Below are 24,626 nucleotides of genomic sequence, written 5' to 3'. Positions count from 1 at the left end.
GAAAGAGAACAGGAACGACCGTGGCCGACGAAGAGACCGTCCTCATCTGCCTGCCCTTCGCCGGGGCGGGTCCCTCCTTCTTCACGCCCTGGCAGAAGCTGGCCCCGGAGGGTCTGCGGATCCTCCCGGTGTCGCTGCCCGGCCGTGAGAAGCGGTTCCCGGAGCCCGCTCACACCTCGGCGGCCCCGGCCGTCGACGACGCGTACGCGCAGGTGGTGGCGGCCCTGGGAGGAGGGGACGGGAGCGGCGGCGGCCCGGTCGTGCTGTTCGGGCACAGCATGGGCGCGGTCCTCGCGTACGAACTGGCCCACCGGATCGAGCGGTCGGGCGGGCCGGTCCGCCTGGCGGCGCTCGTGGTCAGCGGTGCGCCCGGTCCGTGGACGCCGCGCACGGACCGGGCGCACGGACTGCCGGACGAGGAGTTCGCCACCCGGGTCCGGGCGTTCGCCGGGTACGACCACCCGGCGCTGGCCGACCCGGAGATGCGGGAGCTGCTGCTGCCGACGCTGCGGGCGGACGTCCGGCTCCACGAGACGTACGCGCCGTCCACGGATCGGCCGTTGGGTGTTCCGGTGATCTCCGTCCGGGGGCGGGAGGACACCCTGGTCGGGGCGGCGGAGGCGGCCGAGTGGGGCCGGGCGACGACGGGGAAGCTGACGGTGGCCGAGCCGGCCGGCGGGCACATGTACCTCACCGAGCGGCCGGGCGAGCTGCTGGAGCTGGTGGCCTCCGGGGTGCGTGCGGCGAGGGGCCGGTGACGGGCGGCGACCGGGGGCCGGCGGCCGACGGCGGTACGGGGCCCCCGGCCGGTGGCGGCGCCCGGCTCGCCGGGCGGACGGCGCTGGTCACGGGGGCGGCGCGCGGCCTCGGCCGGGCCTGTGCGCTGGCCCTCGCCCGCGAGGGTGCGGACCTGGTGCTGCTGGACGTGGCGGGCGAGCTGCCCGGGGTGCCGTATCCGCTCGGATCGGCCTCGCAGCTCGCGCACACCGCGGCCCTCTGCCGTGAGGCGGGGGCCGCCGTGCTGACCCGGCAGGCCGACGTCCGGGACCTGGCGGCGCTGGAGGCGGCGGCCGATGCGGCCGAGGAGCGGTTCGGGCGGATCGACGTACTGGTCAACAACGCCGGCATCGCCGCCCCTTCGGGCCGTCCGGCGCACGAGATCACCGAGGCGGAGTGGCAGCTGATGATCGATGTGGATCTGGGCGGTGCGTGGCGGGCGATCCGCGCGGTCGGCGGCCGGATGGCCGCCCAGGGGTCCGGCTCGATCGTCAACATCGCCTCGACGGCGGGCCTGGTGGGCTACCGGCACTTCGCGGGGTACGTCGCGGCCAAGCACGGGCTGGTCGGCCTGACGAAGGCGGTGGCCCTGGACTACGCGCCCCGGAAGGTCCGGGTCAACGCGGTGTGTCCGGGCTCGGTGCGGGACGACGCGGCGATGGAGGGCCGGATGCTGGCGGAGATCGCCCGCTCGCTGGAGGTGCCGGTCGCGGAGCACGAGGCGGCGTTCGTCCGGGACCAGCCGATGAACGCGCTGGTGGAGCCGGGCGATGTGGCGGACGCGGTGCTCTGGCTGGCGTCGGACGAGTCCCGGCGGGTGACCGGCAGCGTGGTCACCGTGGACGGCGGGTTCACCGCCCGCTGACCGTCGTTTTCCCCTTCCCCTGCGAGGAGTCGCGCCCGTGCCGCCTGCCCATCACACCCTGACGGTGAGCCTGCCGCCGACCGTCACCGACACCGCGCTCGCCACCGCCCTCGCGGCGGCGGCGGAGCTGTGGTGGCCGGGGGGCCGCCACCCCCGGCTGTGGTCGGAGACCGTGCCCGCGCCGGCCGGGTCCGACACGGCCGCCCGGCGGCGCGCGGCCGAGGCCCGCCGCCCGGTCGCGCCCGGCCACCGGCTGCGCGCGGTGCTGCTGCGGTACGCGGACGGGCTCCGGGCAGGGGCCGCCGCCACGGACGGTGACCTCGTCCTGACCGCCGACGGGTCCGCGCTGGACGCCCGCTCGCTGCGGCTGGTCGCCCGGGTGCTGCGGGGCGAGCTCGCGGCGGACGCGGTGACGCCGTTGGACGGGCCGCTCGCCCCGGACCTGCGCCTGGACGAGGAGACCCGGCGGCTCGCCGCGGCGCTCGCGGTCACCGTCGGCCGGTACACGGGCGAGCCCGCGGTGCGCGTCGCCGTCCCCGTACCGGCCCTGGACCGGCCGCCGTACGCGCTGGGAGCGCTCGACGGATACGCGGTCCTCACGGCGGACCTGTCACCCGGCCGTACGGTCGCGGAGCTGCTGGCCACCGAGCCGGTCGCCCCGGCCGGGGCCCCGGGTCCGCTCCTCGCACCGGCCGAGGGCGCGGAGCCACCCGCTCTGGAGCTGGCGGCGGGCACCGGGGCCGGTCCCGCCACCCTGCCGACCGCCCCGGACGCTCTCCCCGTACCGGCGCACCAGGTGGAGCACGTACGGCGGCAGTTGCTCGACGGCCCGCCCGGCACACCGCTCCACCGCCTGGATCCCCTCACCGCGTCCGAGTCGGCGGAACAACGGGCCCTGGGCACGACGCCGAAGGCCCCGGCCCCGCTCCGTATCGACGAGGCCCTCGCCGCCCAGGTCGCCGCCCGGCCGGACGCCGCCGCGCTCACCGCCGGTGCCGTCACCCTCTCGTACGCCGAACTGAACGACCGGGCTGAGGAGTTCGCCGACGGTCTGTACGCCCACGGCGTCCGCCCGGGCGACCTCGTCGGACTCTGCCTGCCCCGCTCGGCCGACCTGGTGGTGGCGATGCTCGCCGTCCTGAAGGCGGACGCCGTCCACGTACCGCTGGATCCGGAGCATCCGGCGGACCGGCGGGAGCGCACCGCCCGGGACGCGGGCGTCCGGCTCACCGTCGGGGACCCGGCCGCCCTCACCGGCCACCCGCCCCGCCCCGCCGGGGAACGGCGGGTGGCCGGCGCCCCCGCGTACGTCATCCACACCTCGGGCTCGACCGGCCGCCCCAAGGGGGTCCTCGTCCCGCACGCCAACGTCACGGCCCTGGTCGACGCCGTCCGCGACGACTTCGGCCTCTGCCCCGACGACACCTGGACGTGCTTCCACTCGGCGGCGTTCGACTTCTCGGTGTGGGAGATCTGGGGGGCGCTGCTGACGGGCGGCCGGCTGGTCCTCGTGGACCACTGGACCTCGCGCTCGCCGGAGGACTTCCACGCGCTGCTGGTCCGGGAGCGGGTGAGCGTGCTGAGCCAGACCCCCTCCGCGTTCACCCAGCTCGCGGCGGCCGACCGGACCGGCGGTGACCTGTCCGCCCTGCGGCTGGTGGTGCTGGGCGGCGAGCCGCTCGACACCCGCCCGCTGCTGGGCTGGTTCGACCGGCACCCGGAGGACCGCTGCCGGCTGGTCAACATGTACGGGATCACCGAGACGACGGTCCATGTCACGGCGGCCACGGTGACCCGCCGCGAGGCGCTCGCCGGGTCACGGTCGGTGGGACGGCCCCTGCCGGGCTGGTCGGTCCGGGTCCTGGACGCGCACGGGCGGCCGGTGCCGCCGGGTGCGCCCGGGGAGATCCACGTGGGCGGGGCGGGCGTGGCGCTGGGCTATCTGAACCGGCCCGCGCTGACCGCCGAACGCTTCGTCCCGGACCCCCTGGACCCGGCCGGACGGCTCTACCGCAGCGGCGACCTGGGACGGCTCGGCCCCGACGGGGCGTTGGAGCACCTGGGCCGGATCGACGACCAGGTGAAGGTGCGGGGCTTCCGGATCGAGCCGGGCGAGATCCGGCACGTCCTGCTGGAGGACCCGGCGGTGTCGGCGGCGGCGGTCACCGTGACCGGCGGCCGGGACGGCGACGCGGCGGCCGTGCGGATCGACGCGTACGTGGTCCCGGCCCCGGGAGCGGGCGAGGACCCCGGGCCCGTCCGGGAGCGGGCGGCGCGGCTGCTCCCGGCGCACATGGTGCCCGCGACGGTGACCGTGCTGCCGGTCCTGCCCCTCACCGCGAACGGCAAGCTGGATGCGGCCCGGCTGCCCGCGCCCGGCACGCGCCGGACGCCGGAACCGGCCGCCGCTCCCCGGGAGGCCGCGCCCGACGGGGTCCTCGCCGCCATCTGGCGGGACGTCCTCGGCGTCGCGGAGATCGGCCCGGACGACGACTTCTGGGACCTGGGCGGCAATTCGCTGTACGCGATCCGGATCGGCACGCTCGCCCGGGAGCGCGGGCTGCCCGGCATACCGCTGCGGCAGCTGTATCTGACGCCGACGCTGGGGGCGCTGTCCGATGCGCTGGCCCGGGAGGCGTGAGAAGGGGCGCCCGCCGCACGACGGCCGCCCCTCGCCCACGGTCCGGCTACACGAAGCGCTGGTTCGCCCCGCCGTCGCACCTCTGGAGCCTGAGCGGGTCCTTGCCCCCCGCCAGCGTCAGACACAGCCCGGTCGCGGCGGCCGGGCGCAGGGTGCCCGCCTGCCGGACGAACTTCTGGTTGGCCGCGCCCGAGCAGTCCCACACGACGAGCGTGGCGCCGGCGTCGTACTTCGCGCCCGGCACGTCCAGGCAGCGGTCGTGGCTGAGCGCGGTGCGGGCCGTCTGCGTACCGGCGTCGTACCACCAGTTCTGGTTGCGTCCGCCGTGGCAGTCCCAGCCGCCGACCGCGGTGCCGTTGCGGGTGACCGAGGCGGGCACGTCCACGCAGGTCCCGGTCGCCTGGTTCTTCAGCGGGGCGAACAGGTCGTCGAAGGCCGCTCCGGTCAGGACCGGGTTCCCCGTGCTCGCCGGGTCGGCGCAGCCCGCCTCGCGCAGCCCGGAGTCGTACAGCTGGGTGAGGCAGGAGGCGAAGGCCCGGTGGCCGGCGGCGTTGGGGTGGAAGGACTGGCGGACGGAGTTCTCGTCGGGCAGGCCCGGCTTGGTCACGTCGATGAACAGCCCGCGCGCCCACGGGTTCTCGGTGCAGACCTCGCGGCCGTGGAAGAGGCGCGAGTTGTCGAGGTAGGTGGCCCCGGTGGCGGCGGCGGCCTTGCGCATGCCGACCTGGAAGGCGGGCACGGCGGTGTCGCGGCCCCAGACGGTGTCGGAGTCGTAGCCGAGTCCGCCGCAGGCGAGCTTGCCCGGGAACTTCGGGTTGTCGCGGAAGTCCGGGCCGATCGGGCTCGGGTAGCCCATCAGGACGAGCTTGTAGTCGCCGTCGGCGTATCCGGCGCCCGTCATGACGGTGCGCAGGTCGCGGACGGTCTGCTCGACCTTGGGGACCAGCGCGTCGACGCGGGCCTGCCAGCCGCCCGCGTACTTCGGCTCGCAGGGGCCCTGGAGGCTGATGTAGCGGACCACGCAGTCGGTCATGACCGGGCCGAACTGGAGGTCGTCGTTGGCCCCGGCGACCAGGACGATCATCTTGATCCGGGTGTTGCGGGCCTTGATCGCGAGGCTGTCGCTCTGCACGAGCTCGTCGGCGTACTGCTTGTTCCCGCCGATTTTGATGTTTCCGGTAGAGGCGCCGGAACACGAGACGTTGTACGTGACGTCCGCCGCGATGCCCGTGCGGTGGATGGCGGCGTCCGGTGAGCGGTGGCACCAGTTGTCCGGCCCGTTGGTGCCGGGGTCGTAGGTGCCGACGCCCTCGCCGGAGATCTCGCTGTCGCCGAGCGAGATCAGCCCGGTCTTGCGGTCGCCGAGCGGCCGCTCGGCGGGGCTGCCGTACAGCTGGGTGGCCTCGGCGGCCCGGACGGCTTCCAGTGCGGGCGGGAGAGGGGTGGATGCGATAGAGCTGGTACCCGGCTCCGTCGCGCCCGCGGGTCCGGCGGCGGCCATACCGCCGACGGCGGCCGCGAGAGCGACGGCCGCCGCGACGGTACAGCGGAGCCGGCGAAGGCTTCCGAGCCCTCGAACTCTGGTGCTGGTGCGCCTCATTGCGCCTCCCGGTAGTGGTTACCCCCGGTATTTACTGGTCGGTAGGCGACTTGGGAATACATAGAACAAGAGAAGTGCTCATCTTTTTCAGGAGGTTTAAACACCATGGTCGACACGTCGGGCGAGCAGCCCCGTGACAGCGGTTTCCGGATCGAGCACGACTCGATGGGTGAGGTGAGGGTCCCCGCGGACGCCAAGTGGCGTGCCCAGACCCAGCGGGCGGTGGAGAACTTCCCCGTCTCCGGGCAGCGGCTGGAACGCGCCCACATCGAGGCGCTGGCCCGGATCAAGGGCGCGGCGGCCAAGGTCAACGCCGAGCTGAAGGTGCTGGATCCGGACATCGCCGCCGCGATCCAGGAGGCCGCCGCCGAGGTCGCCTCGGGCCGCTGGGACGCGCACTTCCCGGTCGACGTGTTCCAGACGGGTTCGGGCACCTCGTCGAACATGAACACCAACGAGGTGATCGCCACCCTCGCCACCGAACGCCTGGGCCGCGAGGTCCACCCCAACGACCATGTGAACGCCTCCCAGTCGTCCAACGACGTCTTCCCGTCCTCCATCCACATCGCCGCCACCGCCGCCGTCACCGCCGACCTGATCCCCGCCCTGGTCCACCTGGCGGAATCCCTGGGGCGGAAATCGGCCGAATTCGCGGAGGTCGTGAAGTCCGGCCGCACGCATCTGATGGACGCCACCCCGGTCACCCTCGGCCAGGAGTTCGGCGGCTACGCGGCCCAGATCCGCTACGGCGTGGAGCGGCTGCGCGCCTCGCTCCCCCGGCTCGCCGAACTGCCGCTGGGCGGTACGGCGGTGGGCACCGGCATCAACACCCCGCCCGGCTTCTCCGCCGCCGTGATCGCGGAGGTCGCCGAGGCCACGGGGCTGCCGCTCACCGAGGCCCGCGACCACTTCGAGGCGCAGGGCGCGCGGGACGGGCTCGTGGAGACGTCCGGCCAGCTGCGGACCATCGCGGTGTCCCTGACGAAGATCTCCAACGATCTGCGGTGGATGGCGTCGGGCCCGCGCACCGGTCTCGCCGAGATCGCGCTGCCCGACCTCCAGCCCGGTTCGTCGATCATGCCGGGCAAGGTCAACCCGGTGATCCCGGAGGCGGTCCTGATGGTCGCCGCCCAGGTCACCGGCAACGACGCGACGGTCGCCACGGCCGGCGCCGCGGGCAACTTCGAGCTGAACGTGATGCTCCCGGTCATCGCGAAGAACCTCCTGGAGTCCGTACGGCTGCTGGCCAACGCCTCCCGGCTGCTCGCGGACCGCACGGTCGACGGGATCACCGCCGACGTGGAACGGGCCCGCGCCTACGCCGAGTCCTCCCCGTCCGTGGTGACCCCGCTGAACAAGTACATCGGCTACGAGGAAGCGGCGAAGGTCGCCAAGAAGTCCCTCAAGGACGGGACGACGATCCGCGAGACGGTTTTGGCCTCGGGGTACGTCGAGCGCGGCGACCTGACGATGGAGCAGCTCGACGAGGCGCTGGACGTGCTGCGGATGACACGCCCGTGAGCGCGGGGGGCCCGTCGCCGACGTCCGGGTGACCTGAGTCGCAGCGGGCGGGCGGGAGCGCTCCGTAAGATCTCTCTATGACAGGTACGGGAGAGTACGCACGCTGGGCGCCGGGGGACCAGATCCTCTGGCGCTACCGCGACAACGGCCGGGCCCACCGGACGGCCGGGGTCCCGCCCGTGCACATCTGCCGTCCGGTGACCGTCGTCCAGGACACCGAGGAGCTGCTCGCCGTCTGGATGGCGCCGGGCACCGAATGCGTACGGCCGGTGCTGGCCGACGGCACCCAGGTGCACGCCGAGCCACTGGCCACCCGCTACACCGCGCCCCGCACCACGGCCCGCTCCACCTGGTTCGGCTCCGGGGTGCTGAAGCTGGCCAGGCCCGGGGACCCGTGGTCGGTGTGGCTGTTCTGGGACCGGGGCTGGATGTTCCGCAACTGGTACGTGAATCTGGAGGAGCCCCGCACCCGGTGGTCCGGAGGGGTGGATTCCGAGGATCACTTTCTCGACATCTCCGTGAACCCGGACCGGAGCTGGAAATGGCTCGACGAGGACGAGTTCGCCCAGGCCCAGCAGGTCGGTCTGATGGACCGGGAGACCGCGGCCCGGGTCCGCGAGGCGGGCCTCGCGGCGGTCGAGGTGATCACCGGGTGGGGGGCGCCGTTCCGGGACGGCTGGGAGCACTGGCGGCCCGATCCGCGGTGGCAGGTGCCGCCGCTGCCGGATGACTGGGACCGCACCCCTGCCCGTATGCCGTCGTGAGACCCTGGAGAGATCCTTCGGGCGGCCCGGTCGGCAGGTCCGGACGCACGGAGGGATGATCGCCGCAACCAGCGGGCGCCACACCGGAACTGACCACAAGTCACCACACCGGTCGCGCGGAGGTACGGGCCACGGACCCGGACGTTCCGCTCGGTCGCGGAAACCACTACGAGGGGGTGGAGACGTGCACGCTGTCCGCTGCCCTCTCGCCGCGCCCACCGCCGGAGAGGTCGCCCGTCGGCCATCTCCGATGCGCTCGGTTTCGGCCCCTTCATCAAGGGCATCCGGTGACAGCCGTTGTTCTTCCCGCGCTTGCCGGGGCACAGTAGCGCCCCACGAGGTGACTGCCTCATACAACCGGCCCGGCCGGACGGAATCCCACGCGTGACGGAGCACCCCACCTCCCACGAAGGCCGGCAGCCCCTGGCGGCCCGGCAGCAGGAGCGCACCCGGCCCCGGCAGCAGGACGCCGCGGCAGCGGCCGCCGCCGCCGCGGTCCCGGCTCCGGCCGCCGCGCCGGCCCAGGGTCCAGGAGCGCCCGCCGTCGCCGAGGCGCAGGCGGCCACCCGCCGCGAGGGCGACCGGCTGCGCTTCGTCGGCGCGGCGACCCGGCGGATCGCCCGGGGCATAGACCTGGACGAGATCGTCCTCGGGCTGTGCCGGGCCAGCGTGCCCACGTTCTCCGACGCGATCCTCGTCTATCTGCGCGACCCGCTCCCGGTGGGCGACGAGCGCCCGGTGAGCCCGTTCGTCCTGCGGCTGCGCCGCAGCGACCGGCTGCGCGTCAGCGACGAGGAGGCCGGCGAGGCGACCGGCTCCGAGACCGAGCGGCTGCGTCCGCTGATCCTCGACCCGCAGGCCGACCTGATGCCGGCCGCCGAGCTGTGCGAGGTACGGGCCGGCGGTGCGCTGGCCGAGGTGCTGCGCGGGGTGCGGCCGGTCTTCGGCGACTCCGCGGCGGCACGGGCCGCCCTGCCGGAGCTGCTCGGCCCCGGCCGCTCCGTCCCCACCGGGCACCGGGCGATCCTCGCCCCGCTGCGCGGCCGGCGCCGGGTCATCGGGGCGGCGGTGTTCGTGCGCGGCACCGAGCGCACCCCGTTCGAGGCCAGCGATCTGCTGGTCGCGGCGCAGCTGGCGACGCACACCGCGCTCGGCATCGACAAGGCCGTGCTGTACGGGCGCGAGGCCTACATCGCCGACGAGTTGCAGCGCACGATGCTGCCGGACTCGCTCCCGCAGCCCACCGGCAGCCGGGTCGCGCTGGTCGTCGGCGATGTGATGGGCCATTCCATGACGTCGGCGGCGATCATGGGCCAGCTCCGGACGACGGCGCAGACCCTGGCACAGCTCGACCTGCCGCCGCAGGAGGTCCTGCACCACCTGGACGAGCAGGCCCAGCGGCTGGGCAGCGACCGGATGGCGACCTGCCTGTACGCGGTCTACGATCCGGTCGCGCACCGGATCACCATCGCCAACGCCGGACACCCGCCGCCCGTGCTGCTCCACCTGGGCGGGCGGGCCGAGGTGCTGGTGGTGCCGCCGGGCGCCCCGATCGGGGTGGGCGGCGTCGACTTCGAGGCCGTCGAGCTGGACGCCCCGGCCGGCGCCACGCTGCTCCTCTACACCGACGGCCTGGTGGAGTCGCGGCTGCGGGACGTGTGGACGGGCATCGAGCAGCTGCGGGAACGCCTCGCGGCGACGGCGCAGCTCACCGGTGACGACCACTCACCCCCGCTGGAAGCCCTCTGCGACGACGTGCTGGACATGCTCGGCCCGGGTGACCGGGACGACGACATCGCGCTGCTGGCCGCCCGCTTCGACGGGATCGCGCCGAGCGACGTCGCCTACTGGTATCTGGAGCCGGAGGACGCGGCCCCGGGCCGGGCCAGACGGCTGGCCCGGCGGGCGCTGAGCCGCTGGGGTCTGGACGACCTGGCCGACGAGGTGGAGCTGCTGGTCAGCGAGGTCGTCACCAACGCGGTGCGCTACGCCGAGCGGCCGGTGACGCTGCGGCTGCTGCGGACGGACGTCCTGCGCTGCGAGGTCGGCGACGACTCCCCGCAGCTGCCCCGGCAGCGCCGGGCGCGGGAGACGGACGAGGGCGGGCGCGGCCTGTTCCTGGTCAACCGGCTGGCCCGGCGGTGGGGTGCGACGCGGCTTTCGACGGGCAAGGTCGTCTGGTTCGAGATGGCGGCCCGGGGGCAGTAGGGGCGGCACCGGACGCGTGAGGGGCGGACCCGGGTGGGTCCGCCCCTCACCTGCGTGCGCCCGGGCGCCTACTGTCCGGGCAGCAGCCCGTTGCCGCCGGGCCGCTCGCCCGGCTGGCCGTCGCCGTCGCCGGGCTGCGGCGGGATCTCCGGGCTGGTCGGCGGCGTGGTGACGGGCGGGCTGCTGCTGGTGGGCGGGGCCGGGGTGGTCGGGGTCTCGGTGGGCGTCTCGCTCGGCGTCTCGGAGGGGGTGTCCGACGGGGTCGGGTCCTCGGTGGGGGTGGGCTCCTCGGAGGGCGTGTCCGACGGGGTCGGCGGGGCGGGCACCTCGCCGCGCTCCACGTCCTGGAGGTCGAACGTCTTGCCGGACTCGCCGTCGAGGGCGCCGAGGGTGTAGTCGGCCCAGATCCTCGCCGGGAAGCCGCTGCCGCTGGCGCGGCCGGAGTTGGCCGTGCCGGTGAGGGAGACCTGCTTGCGGCCGCCGTCGCCCTCGCCGAAGAGGGCCACGACCGTGCTCAGCTCCGGGGTGTAGCCGGCGAACCAGGCCGACTTGTTGTCCTCGGAGGTGCCGGTCTTGGCCGCCGCGTCGTAGGCGGGGCTGTTGGCCGCGCCCCCGGAACCGGCGTCGACGACCCCGGTGAGCCCCTTGGTCACGGTGTCGGCCGAGGCGCGGCTGATGACCTGCTCCCGCTTGGGCTTCTCGGCGTTCACCGTGCGGTCGCGGTGCTCGGCGGACTGGAGGATGTGCGGGGTGACCTTCCGGCCGTGGTTGTCGAGCGTGGCGTACACGCCGGCCATGTCCCAGGTCGAGGCGTTCATGGTGCCGAGGGTGACGGCGGGGCGCTCGGGGAAGTTCTTGTCCGGTACGCCGAGGGCGAGCGCGGTCTCCTTCACGGCGGCGGGCGTCACGTCCACGATCATCTGCGCGAAGACGGAGTTGACCGAGCTGTTCAGGGCCTTCTGGACGGAGACGGGACCGTAGCTGCGGTCGTCCTGGTTCTGCGGGGCGAACGGGGTGTCGCTGCCGACGACGGGCCGCTTGCTGGTGCCGTCGTAGACCGTGTTGAGCCCGATCAGGCTGCCGTCCTGCGTCTTCGACTCGTTCTCCAGGGCCGAGGCGAGCACCAGCGGCTTGAAGGTGGAGGCGGGCTGGTAGTCCTGGCGGGTGGCGTTGCTGATGTAGTGCTTGATGTAGTCCTCGCCGCCGTACAGGGCGACGACCTTGCCGGTCTTCGGGTCGACGGAGGTGGCGCCGGCCTGGACGGTGGCGTCGACCTTGTTGCCCTCGCGGTCGAGCTTGGACTCCAGCTGGTCGTCCACCGCCTTCTCCAGCTCCTTCTGGCGCTTCTTGTCGACGGTGAGGGTGAAGGTCCAGCCGCCGGCGTCGCGGTCCTCGGCGGTGACGCCCTGCTTCTCCAGCTCCTTGTTGGCGGCCTCGACCAGATAGCCGGCCTGGCCCTCCATGCCCTGGGCGGGCTTGGGCTTCTGGGGGACGGGGAACTCCAGGCCGGCCCGCTCGGACTCGGTCAGCCACTTCATCTCGACCATGTTGCGCAGGGTGTAGGCCCAGCGCTCCTTGACCAGCTTCTTGCCGGTGTCGGTGGCGGAGTTCCAGTCGTACTGGCTGGGCGCCTGGAGGACGGAGGCGAGGTAGGCGCCCTGCGAGACGTCCAGGTCCTTGGCGTCGACGCCGTAGTACGCCTGGGCGGCGGCCTGGATGCCGCTCGCGCCGCGGCCGTAGTAGGCGGTGTTGATGTACCCGGCGAGGATCTCGTCCTTGGACTTCTGCTGGTCGATCTTGAGCGAGATCACCAGTTCCTTGAGCTTGCGGCTCACGGTGGGGTCCTGCGTCAGGTAGAAGTTCTTCACGTACTGCTGGGTGATGGTCGAGCCACCCTGCTTGCCCTTGCCGCTGACGGTGTTGAGGAGGGCGCGGGTGGTGCCCTTCAGGTCGACGCCGTCGTCCTTGTAGAAGGTCTTGTTCTCGGCGGCGACGAACGCGTGCTGGACCTTCTGGGGCACCTCGTCCAGGTCGACGATCTGGCGGTTGACGCCCTTGCCGGTCCGGGCGAGGACCGTGCCGTCGCTGTACTTGTAGACGTTGCTCTGCCGCTCCGCCGCGGCGTTGGCGGCGGGGACGTCGACGTACACGTAGAGCGCCCCGAAGGCCCCCATGCCCAGCAGGACGATCCCGAAGAACGCGCCCAGCAGCTTCTTCCACGTGAAGAGTCTGCGTATGCCGCCGCTCTTCTGGCCCCCGCGCGACTCCCGCGCCTGGGCTCGTCGCGCATCCGCTCGACCCATTGGTGTGTTGCTCCCGCTTCTCTGCTCGACCGGCTCGCTCGGTTTCCTCAGTCCGCTCAGACCTGCCAGCTAACACCGCCGACAGGGACAAAAGACAAGTGATCCGGTCTTTTGCGGACGTGAGAATCAGCACCCGTTCCCTAGGAACCGACTCACCAGGGCTGGACAAGGTTGCGAGAACCATTAATGTGTAATCACATTGATAGCGCGGTGAACGGCCGCGCCGAACGGGGGATCCCATGACCGCACAGCACGACGACCACCGCCCGGGCGCGCCCTCGACCGACCTCCCCGTCGACGCCCCGGACCTGCCCGCGCCGCAGGTCAGGGAGGTCACCGCGCACTCCATCCCGGGCGGCGTCGGCCTGCTCCTGACCGTGGTCGGGGTGTTCGCGGGGGTCGGCCTCGCCATCGTCGGCGGGGTGACGGGGACCGGCGGCAACAACGCGGTCGGCGTCCCGCTGCTCATCCTCGGGGTGCTCCTGGTGATCACCTCGTTCTTCTGCATGAGCGGTGTGAAGATGGTCGCTCCGGGCGAGGCCCGGGTGATCCAGCTCTTCGGCCGGTACGTCGGCACCATCCGCACCGACGGGCTCCGCTGGATCAACCCGCTGACCTCCAGCCGCAAGATCTCCACCCGGGTCCGCAACCACGAGACCGCCGTCCTCAAGGTCAACGACGCCTACGGCAACCCGATCGAGCTGGCCTCGATCGTCGTCTGGAAGGTCGAGGACACCGCCCAGGCGCTGTTCGAGGTCGACGACTTCCGGGAGTTCGTCGCCACCCAGACCGAGGCGGCGGTGCGGCACATCGCCATCGAGTACCCGTACGACGCCCACGAGGAGGACGGCCTCTCGCTGCGCGGCAACGCGGAGGAGATCACCGAGAAGCTGGCCGTCGAGCTGACCGCCCGGGTGAAGGCCGCGGGCGTCCTGATCATCGAGTCGCGCTTCAGCCACCTCGCGTACGCCCCCGAGATCGCGTCCGCCATGCTCCAGCGCCAGCAGGCCGGCGCGGTCGTCGCGGCCCGCCAGCAGATCGTCGAGGGCGCGGTGGGCATGGTCGAGATGGCCCTGGCCCGGATCGCCGAGCAGGACATCGTGGAGCTGGACTCCGAACGTAAGGCGGCCATGGTCAGCAATCTGATGGTGGTGCTGTGCGGCGACCGCGCGGCCCAGCCGGTCCTCAACACGGGCTCCCTCTACCAGTGACCGACCAGACGCCTCCCCGGCCGACACCGGCGGCCCGGTCGCGGCAGCGCAAGCAGATGCTGCTGCGGCTGGACCCCGCGGTGCACGACGCGCTCGCCCGCTGGGCCTCCGACGAACTGCGCAGCGCCAACGCGCAGATCGAGTTCCTGCTGCGGCGGGCGCTGGCGGAGGCGGGCCGGCTGCCGGGGACCGCGCGTCCGATCGCCCGCCGCGGGCGGCCGCCCAGACAGTCGCCGGAGGGGCCGGAGAGGCGGCCGGAAACCCCGCCCGAGCCCGGGACGGGCACACCGCGCCCCCCGCCCGCGACCGGCGCCCAGGACACCCCGTAGCACCGCGACCCCGGTCCACCCCATGGGCCGGGGTCGCTTTCCGGACGCGTATACACGGCAGGTATACACCCCGTGTACAGTTCTGCTCATGTCTATCGGTCACACCCTCCTCGGACTCCTGGAGTCCGGCCCCCGACACGGCTACGACCTGAAGCGGACCTTCGACGAGAAGTTCGGCCAGGACCGCCCGCTCCACTACGGCCAGGTCTACTCGACGATGTCCCGGCTCCTGAAGAACGGACTCGTCGAGGTCGACGGCGTCGAGAGCGAAGGAGGCCCCGAGCGCAAGCGGTACGCCATCACCGACGCCGGGATCACCGATGTCTCGCACTGGCTGGCCCAGCCCGAGAAGCCGGAGCCCTACCTCCAGTCGACGCTCTACACCAAGGTCGTCCTGGCACTCCTGACCGGTCGCAGCGCGGCCGATCTGCTGGACACCCAGCGCTCGGCGCACCTGCGGATGATGCGCGTCCTCACCGACCGCAAGCGGCAGGGCGACCTCGCCGACCAGCTGATCTGCGATCACGCCCTGTTCCACCTGGAAGCCGATCTGCGCTGGCTGGAACTGACCTCCGCCCGTCTCGACCAGCTCGCCAAGGTGGTGGCTCCGTGATTCCCGAAGGCTCCCTCCTCGCCGCGCACGATCTGCGCAAGACCTACGGTTCGACCCCCGCCCTGGACGGCGCGTCGTTCTCCGTGCACCCCGGCGAGGTCGTCGCCGTGATGGGCCCCTCCGGCTCCGGCAAGTCGACCCTGCTGCACTGCCTGGCCGGGATCATCACGCCCGACTCCGGCACCATCACCTACGCGGGCCGCGAGCTGTCCGCGATGTCGGACGCCGAGCGCAGCGCCCTGCGCCGCAGCGACTTCGGCTTCGTCTTCCAGTTCGGCCAGCTCGTCCCGGAACTGACCTGCGTGGAGAACGTCGCCCTGCCCCTGCGGCTGAACGGCGTCCGGCGCAGGGCCGCCGAGCGCACCGCCCTGGAGTGGATGGAGCGCCTGGAGGTCGACGACCTCGGAACCAAGCGCCCCGGCGAGGTCTCCGGCGGACAGGGCCAGCGGGTCGCCGTGGCCCGCGCGCTGGCCGGCTCGCCGAAGGTGATCTTCGCCGACGAGCCGACCGGCGCCCTCGACTCCCTCAACGGCGAGCGGGTGATGCAGCTGCTCACCGAGGCCGCCCGCTCCGCCAACGTCGCGGTGGTCCTGGTGACCCACGAGGCCCGCGTCGCCGCCTACTCCGACCGGGACGTCACCGTGCGCGACGGCCGGGCCCGCGACATGGAGCACGCCGTATGACGCTGCTCGAAGAGAAGCGCCCCGTGGCACCGCCGCGGCCGGCCGCCCTCCCGCGGGGCGCGGTGACCCTCCGCGACCTCGGCCTCGGCATCCGGTTCGCCGCCGCCGGGGGCCGCGAGGGCTGGATCCGTACGCTGCTGACCGCCGTCGGCGTCGGCCTCGGCGTCGCGCTGCTGCTGCTCGCCTCCTCCGTACCGCATCTGCTCGACGAGCGGAACGCGCGCGAGCAGGCCCGCAGCGAGACGCGGATCTCCGCCTTCTCCGACGCCAACGCCCCGAAGTCGGACAGCTCGGTGCTGCGGATCAACACGACCACCGAGTACCACGACCGGACCGTCGCCGGTTATCTGATGCGTCCCGACGGCTCGACGCCCGCCCTGCCGCCGGGGATCGACCGGATGCCCGCGCCGAACACGATGGTCGTCTCCCCCGCCCTGCGGGAGCTGCTCGACGAGCCGGGCAACGAGCTGCTCCGGGAGCGGCTGCCCTACCGGATCACCGGCACGATCGGGGACGCGGGGCTGCGCTCCCCCGGCGAGCTCCTCTACTACGCGGGCAGTGACACCCTGACGACGTCCAACGGCGGCCACCGGATCGCCGGGTACGGCGACAACCGCCAGGGCGACCCCCTCCCGCCGCTGCTGATCGTGCTCGTCATCATGGTCTGCGTCGTGCTGCTCGCGCCGGTCGCGATCTTCATCGCCACCGCCGTGCGCTTCGGCGGCGACCGCCGCGACCGGCGGCTGGCCGCGCTGCGCCTGGTCGGCGCGGACATCCGGTCGACCCGGCGGATCGCCGCCGGGGAGGCGCTGTTCGGCGCGCTGCTCGGGCTGCTGTTCGGCCTGGCCTTCTTCCTGGTGGGCCGGCAGTTCGTCGGCGCGGTGGAGATCTGGGACGTCAGCGCGTTCCCGGCCGACCTGGCGCCCGACCTCCGGCTGGCGACGCTCATCGCGGTGGCCGTGCCGCTGACGGCCGTCCTCGTCACCCTGGTGGCGATGCGGTCCGTGGTGATCGAGCCGCTCGGCGTCGTGCGCCGAGGGCGTGAGCGCGGACGCCGCCTGTGGTGGCGGCTGCCGGTGCCGCTGGCGGGACTGGCGGTGCTCGCGCTCTGGGGCCGGGTCGAGGAGTACGCCCCGGTGAACCCGTTCCCGATCACCGCGGGCGCCGTGCTGGTGCTGTTCGGGCTCGCCCTGCTGCTGCCCTGGCTCGTCGAGGCCTGCGTGAACCGGCTGCGCGGCGGGCCGGTGCCCTGGCAGCTCGCCACCCGCAGGCTCCAGTTGAGCAGCGGGGCCGCGTCCCGCGCGGTCAGCGGGGTCACCGTGGCGGTGGCGGGGGCGATCGCCCTCCAGATGCTGTTCGCCTCGATGAACGCCGACTTCAACCGGATGACGGGGGCGGACCCCACCCGGGCCCAGTTCGCCGGGTACTCGGAGGACGTCACCGGCGAGGCGGCCACCGCGGCCATCGAGCAGTTCCGTGCCACCAAGGGCGTGGAGGTGGTCATCGGATCGGTGGCGGCGTACGCGTCCAAGCCCGGCGACTACGCGGAGGACGAGGTGCCGCCCACCACCGCACTGACCGTCGGCACCTGCGAGACCCTGCGCGAGCTGGCCCGGATCGGCGCCTGCGAGGACGGTGACACGTTCGTCGCCCACCCGCCGGGCGACAAGGACATGACCGCCTGGATCGACGAGACCGCCCGCAAGGGCGAGGAGGTCGAGATCGGCTACGGGGACAAGGTGATGCGGTGGACGCTGCCCGCCGACGCCCTGACCGTGCAGGGCCGCAAGGACCCGATGGGCGAGATCCACTACGGGATCATGGCGACCACCGGTGCGATCGACGCGGGCAAGGTGCCCGGAGCGACGATCACCACCCAGATCCGGGTCGACCGCAGCGTTCCGGACGTCGCCGAGCACCTGCGGAACACGGCGGCCAGGATCGACCCCGGGATGCGTTTCGTCACGATCGAATCGGTCGAACGCAACCGCCAGTACGCCAGCATCCAGACCGGGCTCCAGGTGGGCGCGAGCGCGGTGCTGCTGCTGATCGCCCTGTCGATGCTGGTCGCCCAGCTGGAGCAGTTGCGTGAGCGCAAGCGGCTGCTGTCGGTGCTGGTCGCCTTCGGCACCCGGCGCTCCACGCTCGGCTGGTCGGTGCTGTGGCAGACCGCCGTGCCGGTGGTGCTCGGTCTGGTGGTGGCGGTGGCGGGCGGCCTGGGCCTCGGGGCGACCCTCGTCCACCTGATCGAGAAGGAGGTCTCCGACTGGTGGCTGTTCTGGCCGATGGCGGGGGTCGGGGGCGCGCTGATCCTGCTGGTCACCCTGCTGTCGCTGCCGCCGCTGTGGCGCATGATGCGTCCGGACGGACTGCGCACCGAGTGACACCTGCACGACCGCGTACGGCAGGGGCTCCTGGAGACAGGGGCCCCTGCCCGCGTTCCGCGCTACGGGCCCTCCGCCACCGGCCGTACCGGCAGGGGGCGCATCGCCTCGCGCAGGGCGGCCGCGAACTCCTCGAACTCGCCGCCCCGCGCCGACCCCGTCCGCATCGCCAGCGCCACCCGCCGGGTGGGCGCCGGGTCCGCGAAGTACCCGGTGGCCAGCGCCTCGTTGCGGCCGGTCTCCACCGTCACCGCGGTCCGGGGCAGCAGCGTCACCCCGAGCCCGCCGGCCACCAGCTGCACCAGGGTGGAGAGCCCGGCGGCGGTCGTGGTCACCGGGGCGCCCTCGGTGCGGCCCGCCTCCCGGCAGATGTCCAGGGCCTGGTCGCGCAGGCAGTGCCCCTCGTCCAGGAGCAGCAGCGGCAGTTCGCGCAGCGCGTCGCGCGGGATGTCCGCCCGGCCGCCGAGCCAGTGGTCCTGCTCCATGACCAGCACGAAGTCCTCGTCGAACAAGGGGATCTCGGAGACGCCCGGCACCCCGAGCGGCACGGCGAGGAGCAGGAGGTCGAGCCGCCCCGCGGCGAGACCCTCCAGCAGTGAGGAGGTCTGCTCCTCGTGGACCTGGAGGTCGAGGTCCGGGTAGCGCTCGTGGACGAGGCGGAGCACGGTGGGCAGCAGGTACGGGGCGACGGTCGGGATGACACCGAGCCGGAGCACTCCGGTGAACGGGGCCCGGACCGCCTCGGCCTCCTCCATCAGCGCGGCGACGGCCTCCAGCACGGCCCCGGCCCGCACCGCGAGCCGCTCCCCCGCGGGCGAGAGCAGCACCTTGCGCGTCGTACGCTCGATGAGCTGGACACCCAGTGCCTCCTCCAGGGTGGAGACGGCTCCGGAGAGTGCGGGCTGACTCATCCCGATTGCCGCCGCCGCGTCCCGGAAGTGCAGATGCTCCGCCACGGCCGTGAAGGCACGCAACTGCGACAGGCTGGGCTGCTTGCCGGCCGGCCTGCCGGACTGCTTGGGGCGTATGCCCTGATTACCCTGGCCCACTGATAGGCACCTCCGATCATCTCGACCGAGTGTAGCTATTTCCGTGATCAATGCACTCTGTGCCAAGGTGGAACTCGTCCAACCCTCAGGAACGCCCCCAAAAGGGGAATTCCAGACGTTGCAAGGAGAGCGCGTGCTCACTGTCGGTGACAAGTTCCCCGAGTTCGACCTGACTGCTTGTGTCTCGCTGGAGAGCGGCAAGGAGTTCGAGCAGATCAACCACAAGACCTACGAGGGCAAGTGGAAGATCGTCTTCGCGTGGCCGAAGGACTTCACCTTCGTGTGCCCCACCGAGATCGCCGCCTTCGGCAAGCTGAACGAGGAGTTCGCGGACCGCGACGCCCAGATCCTCGGCTTCTCCGGTGACTCCGAGTTCGTGCACCACGCCTGGCGCAAGGACCACCCGGACCTGACCGACCTGCCCTTCCCGATGCTGGCCGACTCGAAGCACGAGCTCATGCGCGACCTCGGCATCGAGGGCGAGGACGGCTTCGCCCAGCGCGCCGTCTTCATCGTCGACCAGAACAACGAGATCCAGTTCACGATGGTGACCGCCGGTTCCGTGGGCCGTAACCCCAAGGAGGTCCTGCGGGTCCTCGACGCCCTGCAGACCGACGAGCTGTGCCCGTGCAACTGGACCAAGGGCGAGAACACCCTCGACCCGGTCGCGCTCCTCTCGGGCGAGTGAGCTGATACCGACATGGCTCTCGACGAACTCAAGTCCGCCATACCGGACTTCGCCAAGGACCTGAAGCTGAACCTCGGCTCGGTCATCGGCAACAGCGACCTCCCCCAGCAGCAGCTGTGGGGCACCGTGCTGGCCTGCGCGATCGCCTCGCGTTCGCCGAAGGTGCTGCGCGAGCTGGAGCCCGAGGCGAAGGCCAACCTCTCCGCCGAGGCGTACACCGCGGCGAAGTCGGCTGCCGCGATCATGGCGATGAACAACGTCTTCTACCGGACCCGGCACCTGCTGTCGGACCCGGAGTACGGCACGCTCCGCGCGGGCCTGCGGATGAACGTCATCGGCAACCCGGGCGTGGAGAAGGTCGACTTCGAACTGTGGTCGCTCGCCGTCTCCGCGATCAACGGCTGCGGCCAGTGCCTCGACTCCCACGAGCAGGTGCTGCGCAAGGCCGGCGTGGACCGTGAGACCATTCAGGAAGCCGTCAAGGTCGCTTCGGTGATCCAGGCGGTCGGTGTGACCCTCGACGCCGAGGCCGTACTCGCCGAGTAGTGACACCGCACCACCCCTGGTACGAGAAGGGCCCCGAGGACGACCGACCGTCCTCGGGGCCCTTCTTTTCTCGCCTCGGCGCTCCGCGGCGCCCCGTTCCGGCGTCCGGCCGGCGTGCGGCTACTCCTCCGGCGGCCGCTTCTCCAGCGCGGGTTCCCCCGGAGTGTCCTCCGGCTCCGGTGGCGCCGCGGAGCCCACGGGACCAGCGGGACCTGCGGATCCTGCGGGGCCCGCAGGTGCCGGGCTCATCGACAGGGCGGTGGCCCCGTGATGGCCGCCCCGCTCACCCGGCTCCCCGTACGAGCGCAGATAGCCGACCACCGTGTTGACCACGGCGACCAGCGGTACGGCGACCACCGCGCCGCCGATGCCCGCGACCAGACCGCCGGTCGCCACCGCGAGGACCACCGCGAGCGGATGGACCCGGACGGCCCGGCCGAGGATGAACGGCTGGAGGATGTGGCCCTCGATCTGCTGCACCGCCAGGACCACCACCAGCGCCCACAGCGCGGTCCAGACTCCCTCGGTGACCAGGGCGACGACCACGGCGAGCGCCCCGGAGACCACGGCGCCGACGAGCGGGATGAAGGCGAACAGGAAGATGAAGACAGCCAGCGGCACGGCGAGCGGCACGTTGAGGACGTAGAGGCCGAACCCGATGAAGATGGCGTCGATCAGGGCGACCAGCACCGTGCCGCGGACGTACGCGGTCAGGGTGCGCCAGGCGCGCGGCCCGGCGCCGGCGACCCCGGGGCGGGCGGCGGCGGGCACCAGCTTGAGCGACCACTCCCAGATGCGCCGGCCGTCGTAGAGCAGGAACAGCGTGGAGAACATCGCCAGCAGCAGCCCCGTCAGGAACTCCACCATCACCGTGACGCCCTGGAGCCCGGCGGAGGTGATCTCCTCGGTGTTGGTCCCGATGGTGTCGCTGAGGTTCTTGGCGATGTCGTTGATCTGCGACTCGGTGACGTGGAAGGGGCTGTCGAGCGCCCAGCGCTTCAACTCGTCGATGCCGTCGCGGACCCGGTCGGAGAGCGTGTCGAGGTTGTCCATCACCTGCCAGACCACGAACCAGCCGACCAGGCCGATGATGACGAACCCGAGCACGGCGGTCACGGCGGTGGCGAGCCCGTGGGGCAGCCCGAACCGCCTGAGCCGGACCACGGTCGGCTGGAGCATCGCGGTGACGAGCAGCGCGGCGGCGAAGGCGAGCACCACGAGCTGGACCGCGCTGATCACCCGCATCAGCACCCAGAGCGTCCCCGCGAGGACGAGCAGGCGCCAGCCCGCCTCGGCGGCGACCCGCATCCCCCACGGAATCGCCGCCACCGGATCCGGCTTGGCGGCGACCGAGGGGGCGTACGAGGGCGGCGCGGGCACCTGCCCGGTCCCGTCGTCCGGGACGACGGGGGCCCCGCGCACGGCGAGGGGGTCATCGTCCTCGGCGGCGGCGCGCGCCCGCCGCTCGTCCAGTCGCGCGCCCAGTTCCGTCAGTTCGGACCCGAAGCGGCCCAGCCAGCCCGGCAGTTTCGACATGCTTGCTTTCCTTCCCCCATATTCGCCACCCAGCGCTCCGCGTATTTCCTCACGCTCCCCGGGACCGCCGGATGCGACCGTACACGCGCGAGGCCCCTCACCGTTCGGACGGTGAGGGGCCTCGCGAGGTTGAGAGGGCGGTCCGTGGACCTCGCCCGCTCCCTCTAATACCAGTTGTTGGCCTGCCAGAAGGACCAAGCGCCGCACGGGCTGCCGTACCGGCCGTCCATGTAGCTGAGGCCCCACTTGATCTGGGTGGCCGGGTTGGTCTGCCAGTCGGCGCCGGCGGACGACATCTTGTGACCGGGGAGCGCCTGCATCAGACCGTACGCCCCGGAGGACGGGTTGGTCGCGCGGTAGTTCCAGGTCGACTCGTGGTTCACGATGTTGCTGAAGCACTGGAACTGGTCCGCGGGGACCATCTGACGGGCCATCGCCTTGACGTCGGCCACGCTGTAGGAGCCCTGCGCGGAGAACGAGGAGGCGTCGCGGACGGAGGACCGGCTGGCGCGCTCGGCCTCTTCCTTCTTCTTCTGCTCCGCCTTGCGCTCGGCCTCGACCCGGTCCTCGGCGGCCTGCTTCTTGGACTTGGCGTCCTTGGCTGCCTGGAGGCGGGCGGATTCCTCGGCCGACTTCTTCGCGGCGGCGTCGGCGGCGGATGCCTGGGCATCGGCCTGCTGCGTCAGCGAAGCGGTCTGGACCTGGGCCTGCTGGCCCGCGGGGATGTCTGCGAGCAGCGTGGTGTCGGCTGCGGCCGCCTCGAAGTTGTTGTCGTCGGGGGCAGGTGTGCCGCCCGCAGCAACGCCTACGACGGCGCCAACGGTGGTGACCGCGGTGGCGGATGCCACGGCGAACCCCCGGACCGAGATCCGGCTCACATGGTGTCCTTCCAGCATCGCCCGCTTAGGTGACCTCGCGAGCGCGTTCGTGCCCCTGACACTGGCCTCCCTACTGCGCGGGTCACGGGAGGCACGGGCCCGATGGGCAACCCCGGCGAGGGGCTGCCGCGTGGTGCTCGCGGGCGGCATACGGGCGTCTCGTGTGGAGTTGTGTGGTGCGTGGCGCCTCTGGAGGTGCCCAAGTGCCGTATGCGGGGCCTGACGGAAGCAAGACTCTGCCGGAAGGGAGCGCCGAGAGGCAATTCTGTCTTACGTGGGAAAGGTCACACCCCGTTTGGCCCTCCGGTTTTTCGGAAATGACGGCGCAGCACAAGGCCGCCCGGCTAAGCTCCTTGGCTCGCCGGGCGGCATCAAAGGGACACACAGGTCAGATGTGGCCTTCCTCCAGCATTTCGGTCACCAGCGCGGCGATCTGCGAGCGCTCCGACCGCGTGAGCGTGACGTGGGCGAACAGCGGATGGCCCTTCAGCTTCTCGACGACGGCGACGACTCCGTCGTACCGGCCGACCCGGAGGTTGTCCCGCTGGGCGACGTCATGGGTGAGCACGACACGCGAATTCGCCCCGATGCGGGACAACACGGTCAGCAGGACGTTCCGTTCGAGCGACTGCGCCTCGTCGACGATCACGAACGCGTCGTGCAGGGACCGGCCGCGGATGTGGGTGAGCGGCAGGACCTCCAGCATCCCGCGCCCGAGCACCTCCTCGATGACCTCGCGTCCGGCGACCGCCGAGAGCGTGTCGAAGACCGCCTGCGCCCAGGGGCTCATCTTCTCGGCCTCGCTGCCGGGGAGATAGCCGAGCTCCTGCCCGCCCACCGCGTACAGCGGCCGGAAGACCATCACCTTCTTGTGCTGCTGCCGCTCCAGCACCGCCTCCAGGCCCGCGCAGAGGGCCAGCGCCGACTTGCCGGTGCCGGCCCGGCCGCCGAGCGACACGATGCCGACGTCGGCGTCGAGGAGGAGGTCGAGGGCGATCCGCTGCTCGGCGCTGCGCCCGTGGATGCCGAAGGCCTCCCGGTCGCCGCGCACGAGCCGTACGTTGCCCTCGGCCGTCACCCGGCCGAGCGCCTTGCCGCGCTCCGACTGGAGGACCAGACCCGTGTGCACGGGCAGTTCGGCGGCCTCGGGGACGTACAGCGTCTCCTCGCTGAACAGCAGGTCGATCTGTTCCCCGGCGAGGGACAGTTCGCTCATGCCGGTCCAGCCGGAGTCCGTGATGGCGAGCTCCGCGCGGTACTCCTCGGCGAGGAGGCCCACGGAGGAGGCCTTGATGCGGAGCGGCAGGTCCTTGGAGACGACCGTGACGTCGTACCCCTCGGCCTGGAGGTTGCGTGCGACCGCGAGGATCCGGGAGTCGTTGTCCCCCAACCGGTAGCCGGCGGGCAGGACGCCGGGATCGGAGTGGTTGAGCTCGACACGGAGCGACCCGCCCAGGTCCCCGAGCGGGATCGGGGCGTCCAGCCGGCCGTACCGGACCCGGAAGTCGTCCAGCAGCCGCAGGGCCTGCCGGGCGAAGTAGCCGAGCTCGGGATGGTGCCGTTTGGCCTCCAGCTCCGTGACCACCACGATCGGCAGCACGACTTCGTGCTCGTCGAAGCGGGCCATGGCGCCTGGGTCGGCCAGCAGGACGCTGGTGTCGAGAACGTATGTGCGCCGGTCGGGCATGCGGCGCTTGCTGCTGGTCACCACGGAAGGACGTACCCCCTCGGACGAGGTCGGGGAGTGCGACGGACGGTCGCGGAGCTTCCCGAAGGGAGAGGACGGACCGGGATCGGGCCCCTGTGCGCGGGCCGGACCACGGCCACCGCGTCGGCCGCAGACTGTCTACGGTCCTTCGTGTGCAAAGGGCCTCCCGGGCGAGCGGTCTTGGCGCCGCTCACTTGGATGCGACGTCCGCCTGGTTGATGACCGGACGTCGACCTGACAGGGGTATTCCCTTTTCGGCGCGAAGCCATGCCGCCGCATATGACACGGTGCGGAGAAGTCCCGGTGGACGCGCGGTGACACC

Annotated in this window: 19 protein-coding genes; 13 read left to right on the top strand and 6 right to left on the bottom strand. The window is 72.4% G+C overall.

Going from position 1 to position 24,626, the window contains the following annotated elements; translation table 11 throughout:
- The first annotated feature begins 20 nt into the window (after positions 1–20).
- The 3 genes from DTB53_RS18225 to DTB53_RS18215 are packed head-to-tail and all read left to right on the top strand — an operon-like array spanning position 21 to position 4,283.
- Positions 21–758: a thioesterase II family protein gene (locus tag DTB53_RS18225; RefSeq protein WP_012379236.1), complete on the top strand. Its 738-nt coding sequence runs from the start codon at positions 21–23 to the stop codon at positions 756–758.
- Positions 755–1,642, top strand: a complete 888-nt coding sequence (locus tag DTB53_RS18220; RefSeq protein ID WP_012379237.1) for an SDR family oxidoreductase — start codon at positions 755–757, stop codon at positions 1,640–1,642. The genes DTB53_RS18225 and DTB53_RS18220 overlap by 4 nt, the downstream gene beginning before the upstream one ends.
- Positions 1,643–1,679: 37 nt before the next feature.
- Complete coding sequence (locus DTB53_RS18215) at positions 1,680–4,283, top strand: amino acid adenylation domain-containing protein (RefSeq protein ID WP_012379238.1); 2,604 nt, start codon at positions 1,680–1,682, stop codon at positions 4,281–4,283.
- Between the two features lie 46 nt (positions 4,284–4,329).
- Here DTB53_RS18215 and DTB53_RS18210 read toward each other — a convergent pair whose 3' ends face one another.
- Positions 4,330–5,883, bottom strand: coding sequence for a ricin-type beta-trefoil lectin domain protein (locus DTB53_RS18210; protein ID WP_042496238.1), 1,554 nt, complete (start codon positions 5,881–5,883; stop codon positions 4,330–4,332).
- A 105-nt stretch (positions 5,884–5,988) separates the two neighbouring features.
- Between DTB53_RS18210 and DTB53_RS18205 the strand changes: the two genes are divergently transcribed.
- The 3 genes from DTB53_RS18205 (at position 5,989) to DTB53_RS18195 (ending at position 10,376) form a co-directional block, all read left to right on the top strand.
- A complete protein-coding gene (locus DTB53_RS18205; protein WP_012379240.1) occupies positions 5,989–7,404 on the top strand; it encodes a class II fumarate hydratase in 1,416 nt (471 codons plus the stop codon).
- Positions 7,405–7,481: 77 nt separating this feature from the next.
- Positions 7,482–8,168: a cytidylyl-2-hydroxypropylphosphonate hydrolase gene (gene fomD / locus DTB53_RS18200; protein ID WP_012379241.1), complete on the top strand. Its 687-nt coding sequence runs from the start codon at positions 7,482–7,484 to the stop codon at positions 8,166–8,168.
- A 384-nt stretch (positions 8,169–8,552) separates the two neighbouring features.
- Positions 8,553–10,376 (top strand): fused response regulator/phosphatase, encoded by a 1,824-nt coding sequence (locus tag DTB53_RS18195; protein ID WP_075025235.1) that lies wholly within the window; start codon positions 8,553–8,555, stop codon positions 10,374–10,376.
- Between the two features lie 68 nt (positions 10,377–10,444).
- On the opposite strand, the gene DTB53_RS18190 is transcribed toward DTB53_RS18195, so the two are convergent.
- Positions 10,445–12,679, bottom strand: a complete 2,235-nt coding sequence (locus DTB53_RS18190; RefSeq protein WP_012379243.1) for a transglycosylase domain-containing protein — start codon at positions 12,677–12,679, stop codon at positions 10,445–10,447.
- 239 nt (positions 12,680–12,918) lie between these two features.
- Here DTB53_RS18190 and DTB53_RS18185 point away from each other — a divergent pair, with 239 nt between their 5' ends.
- The 5 genes from DTB53_RS18185 (at position 12,919) to DTB53_RS18165 (ending at position 17,899) form a co-directional block, all read left to right on the top strand.
- The gene (locus tag DTB53_RS18185; RefSeq protein WP_012379244.1) at positions 12,919–13,890 is read left to right on the top strand and encodes an SPFH domain-containing protein; all 972 of its coding nucleotides are present in this window, start codon (positions 12,919–12,921) and stop codon (positions 13,888–13,890) included.
- The gene (locus DTB53_RS18180) at positions 13,887–14,219 is read left to right on the top strand and encodes a type II toxin-antitoxin system antitoxin (RefSeq protein WP_012379245.1); all 333 of its coding nucleotides are present in this window, start codon (positions 13,887–13,889) and stop codon (positions 14,217–14,219) included. Before DTB53_RS18185 ends, DTB53_RS18180 begins: the two co-directional genes overlap by 4 nt.
- An 88-nt stretch (positions 14,220–14,307) precedes the next feature.
- Positions 14,308–14,832, top strand: coding sequence for a PadR family transcriptional regulator (locus DTB53_RS18175; RefSeq protein ID WP_003966614.1), 525 nt, complete (start codon positions 14,308–14,310; stop codon positions 14,830–14,832).
- Positions 14,829–15,515 carry an ABC transporter ATP-binding protein gene (locus DTB53_RS18170; protein ID WP_003966615.1) on the top strand — a complete coding sequence of 229 codons (687 nt, stop codon included), beginning with the start codon at positions 14,829–14,831 and terminating at the stop codon, positions 15,513–15,515. The genes DTB53_RS18175 and DTB53_RS18170 overlap by 4 nt, the downstream gene beginning before the upstream one ends.
- Positions 15,512–17,899 carry an FtsX-like permease family protein gene (locus tag DTB53_RS18165; RefSeq protein ID WP_012379246.1) on the top strand — a complete coding sequence of 796 codons (2,388 nt, stop codon included), beginning with the start codon at positions 15,512–15,514 and terminating at the stop codon, positions 17,897–17,899. Before DTB53_RS18170 ends, DTB53_RS18165 begins: the two co-directional genes overlap by 4 nt.
- 62 nt (positions 17,900–17,961) lie before the next feature.
- Here DTB53_RS18165 and DTB53_RS18160 read toward each other — a convergent pair whose 3' ends face one another.
- Entirely contained in the window at positions 17,962–18,948 is a 987-nt protein-coding gene (locus DTB53_RS18160; RefSeq protein WP_012379247.1) for a hydrogen peroxide-inducible genes activator, read from the bottom strand.
- A 133-nt stretch (positions 18,949–19,081) separates the two neighbouring features.
- On the opposite strand from DTB53_RS18160, the gene DTB53_RS18155 reads away from it, so the two are divergent.
- Both DTB53_RS18155 and DTB53_RS18150 read left to right on the top strand, forming a co-directional pair.
- Positions 19,082–19,636, top strand: coding sequence for a peroxiredoxin (locus tag DTB53_RS18155; protein WP_003966619.1), 555 nt, complete (start codon positions 19,082–19,084; stop codon positions 19,634–19,636).
- Between the two features lie 12 nt (positions 19,637–19,648).
- Positions 19,649–20,182, top strand: a complete 534-nt coding sequence (locus DTB53_RS18150) for an alkyl hydroperoxide reductase (protein ID WP_003966620.1) — start codon at positions 19,649–19,651, stop codon at positions 20,180–20,182.
- Positions 20,183–20,302: 120 nt separating this feature from the next.
- On the opposite strand, the gene DTB53_RS18145 is transcribed toward DTB53_RS18150, so the two are convergent.
- The 3 genes from DTB53_RS18145 to phoH2 all read right to left on the bottom strand — a co-directional run bounded on the left by DTB53_RS18145 (position 20,303) and on the right by phoH2 (position 24,307).
- Positions 20,303–21,718, bottom strand: a complete 1,416-nt coding sequence (locus DTB53_RS18145) for an AI-2E family transporter (RefSeq protein ID WP_012379248.1) — start codon at positions 21,716–21,718, stop codon at positions 20,303–20,305.
- 164 nt (positions 21,719–21,882) lie between these two features.
- Positions 21,883–22,596: an aggregation-promoting factor C-terminal-like domain-containing protein gene (locus DTB53_RS18140; protein WP_030705238.1), complete on the bottom strand. Its 714-nt coding sequence runs from the start codon at positions 22,594–22,596 to the stop codon at positions 21,883–21,885.
- A 388-nt stretch (positions 22,597–22,984) separates the two neighbouring features.
- A complete protein-coding gene (phoH2, locus tag DTB53_RS18135; RefSeq protein WP_003966623.1) occupies positions 22,985–24,307 on the bottom strand; it encodes an RNA 5'-3' helicase PhoH2 in 1,323 nt (440 codons plus the stop codon).
- Between the last annotated feature and the right edge of the window lie 319 nt (positions 24,308–24,626).

This window comes from Streptomyces griseus, assembly GCF_900460065.1.
In the GTDB taxonomy this organism is placed as follows: domain Bacteria; phylum Actinomycetota; class Actinomycetes; order Streptomycetales; family Streptomycetaceae; genus Streptomyces; species Streptomyces griseus.
This window is presented reverse-complemented; position numbering and strand designations above follow the sequence as displayed.

Bases quoted from the DNA above. Each gene is read 5' to 3' on its own strand.
- DTB53_RS18210 (WP_042496238.1), bottom strand. From the start codon at position 5,883: ATGAGGCGCACCAGCACCAGAGTTCGAGGGCTCGGAAGCCTTCGCCGG.
- DTB53_RS18205 (WP_012379240.1), top strand. From the start codon at position 5,989: ATGGTCGACACGTCGGGCGAGCAGCCCCGTGACAGCGGTTTCCGGATC.
- fomD (WP_012379241.1), top strand. From the start codon at position 7,482: ATGACAGGTACGGGAGAGTACGCACGCTGGGCGCCGGGGGACCAGATC.
- DTB53_RS18190 (WP_012379243.1), bottom strand. From the start codon at position 12,679: ATGGGTCGAGCGGATGCGCGACGAGCCCAGGCGCGGGAGTCGCGCGGG.
- DTB53_RS18185 (WP_012379244.1), top strand. From the start codon at position 12,919: ATGACCGCACAGCACGACGACCACCGCCCGGGCGCGCCCTCGACCGAC.
- DTB53_RS18175 (WP_003966614.1), top strand. From the start codon at position 14,308: ATGTCTATCGGTCACACCCTCCTCGGACTCCTGGAGTCCGGCCCCCGA.
- DTB53_RS18165 (WP_012379246.1), top strand. From the start codon at position 15,512: ATGACGCTGCTCGAAGAGAAGCGCCCCGTGGCACCGCCGCGGCCGGCC.
- DTB53_RS18150 (WP_003966620.1), top strand. From the start codon at position 19,649: ATGGCTCTCGACGAACTCAAGTCCGCCATACCGGACTTCGCCAAGGAC.
- DTB53_RS18145 (WP_012379248.1), bottom strand. From the start codon at position 21,718: ATGTCGAAACTGCCGGGCTGGCTGGGCCGCTTCGGGTCCGAACTGACG.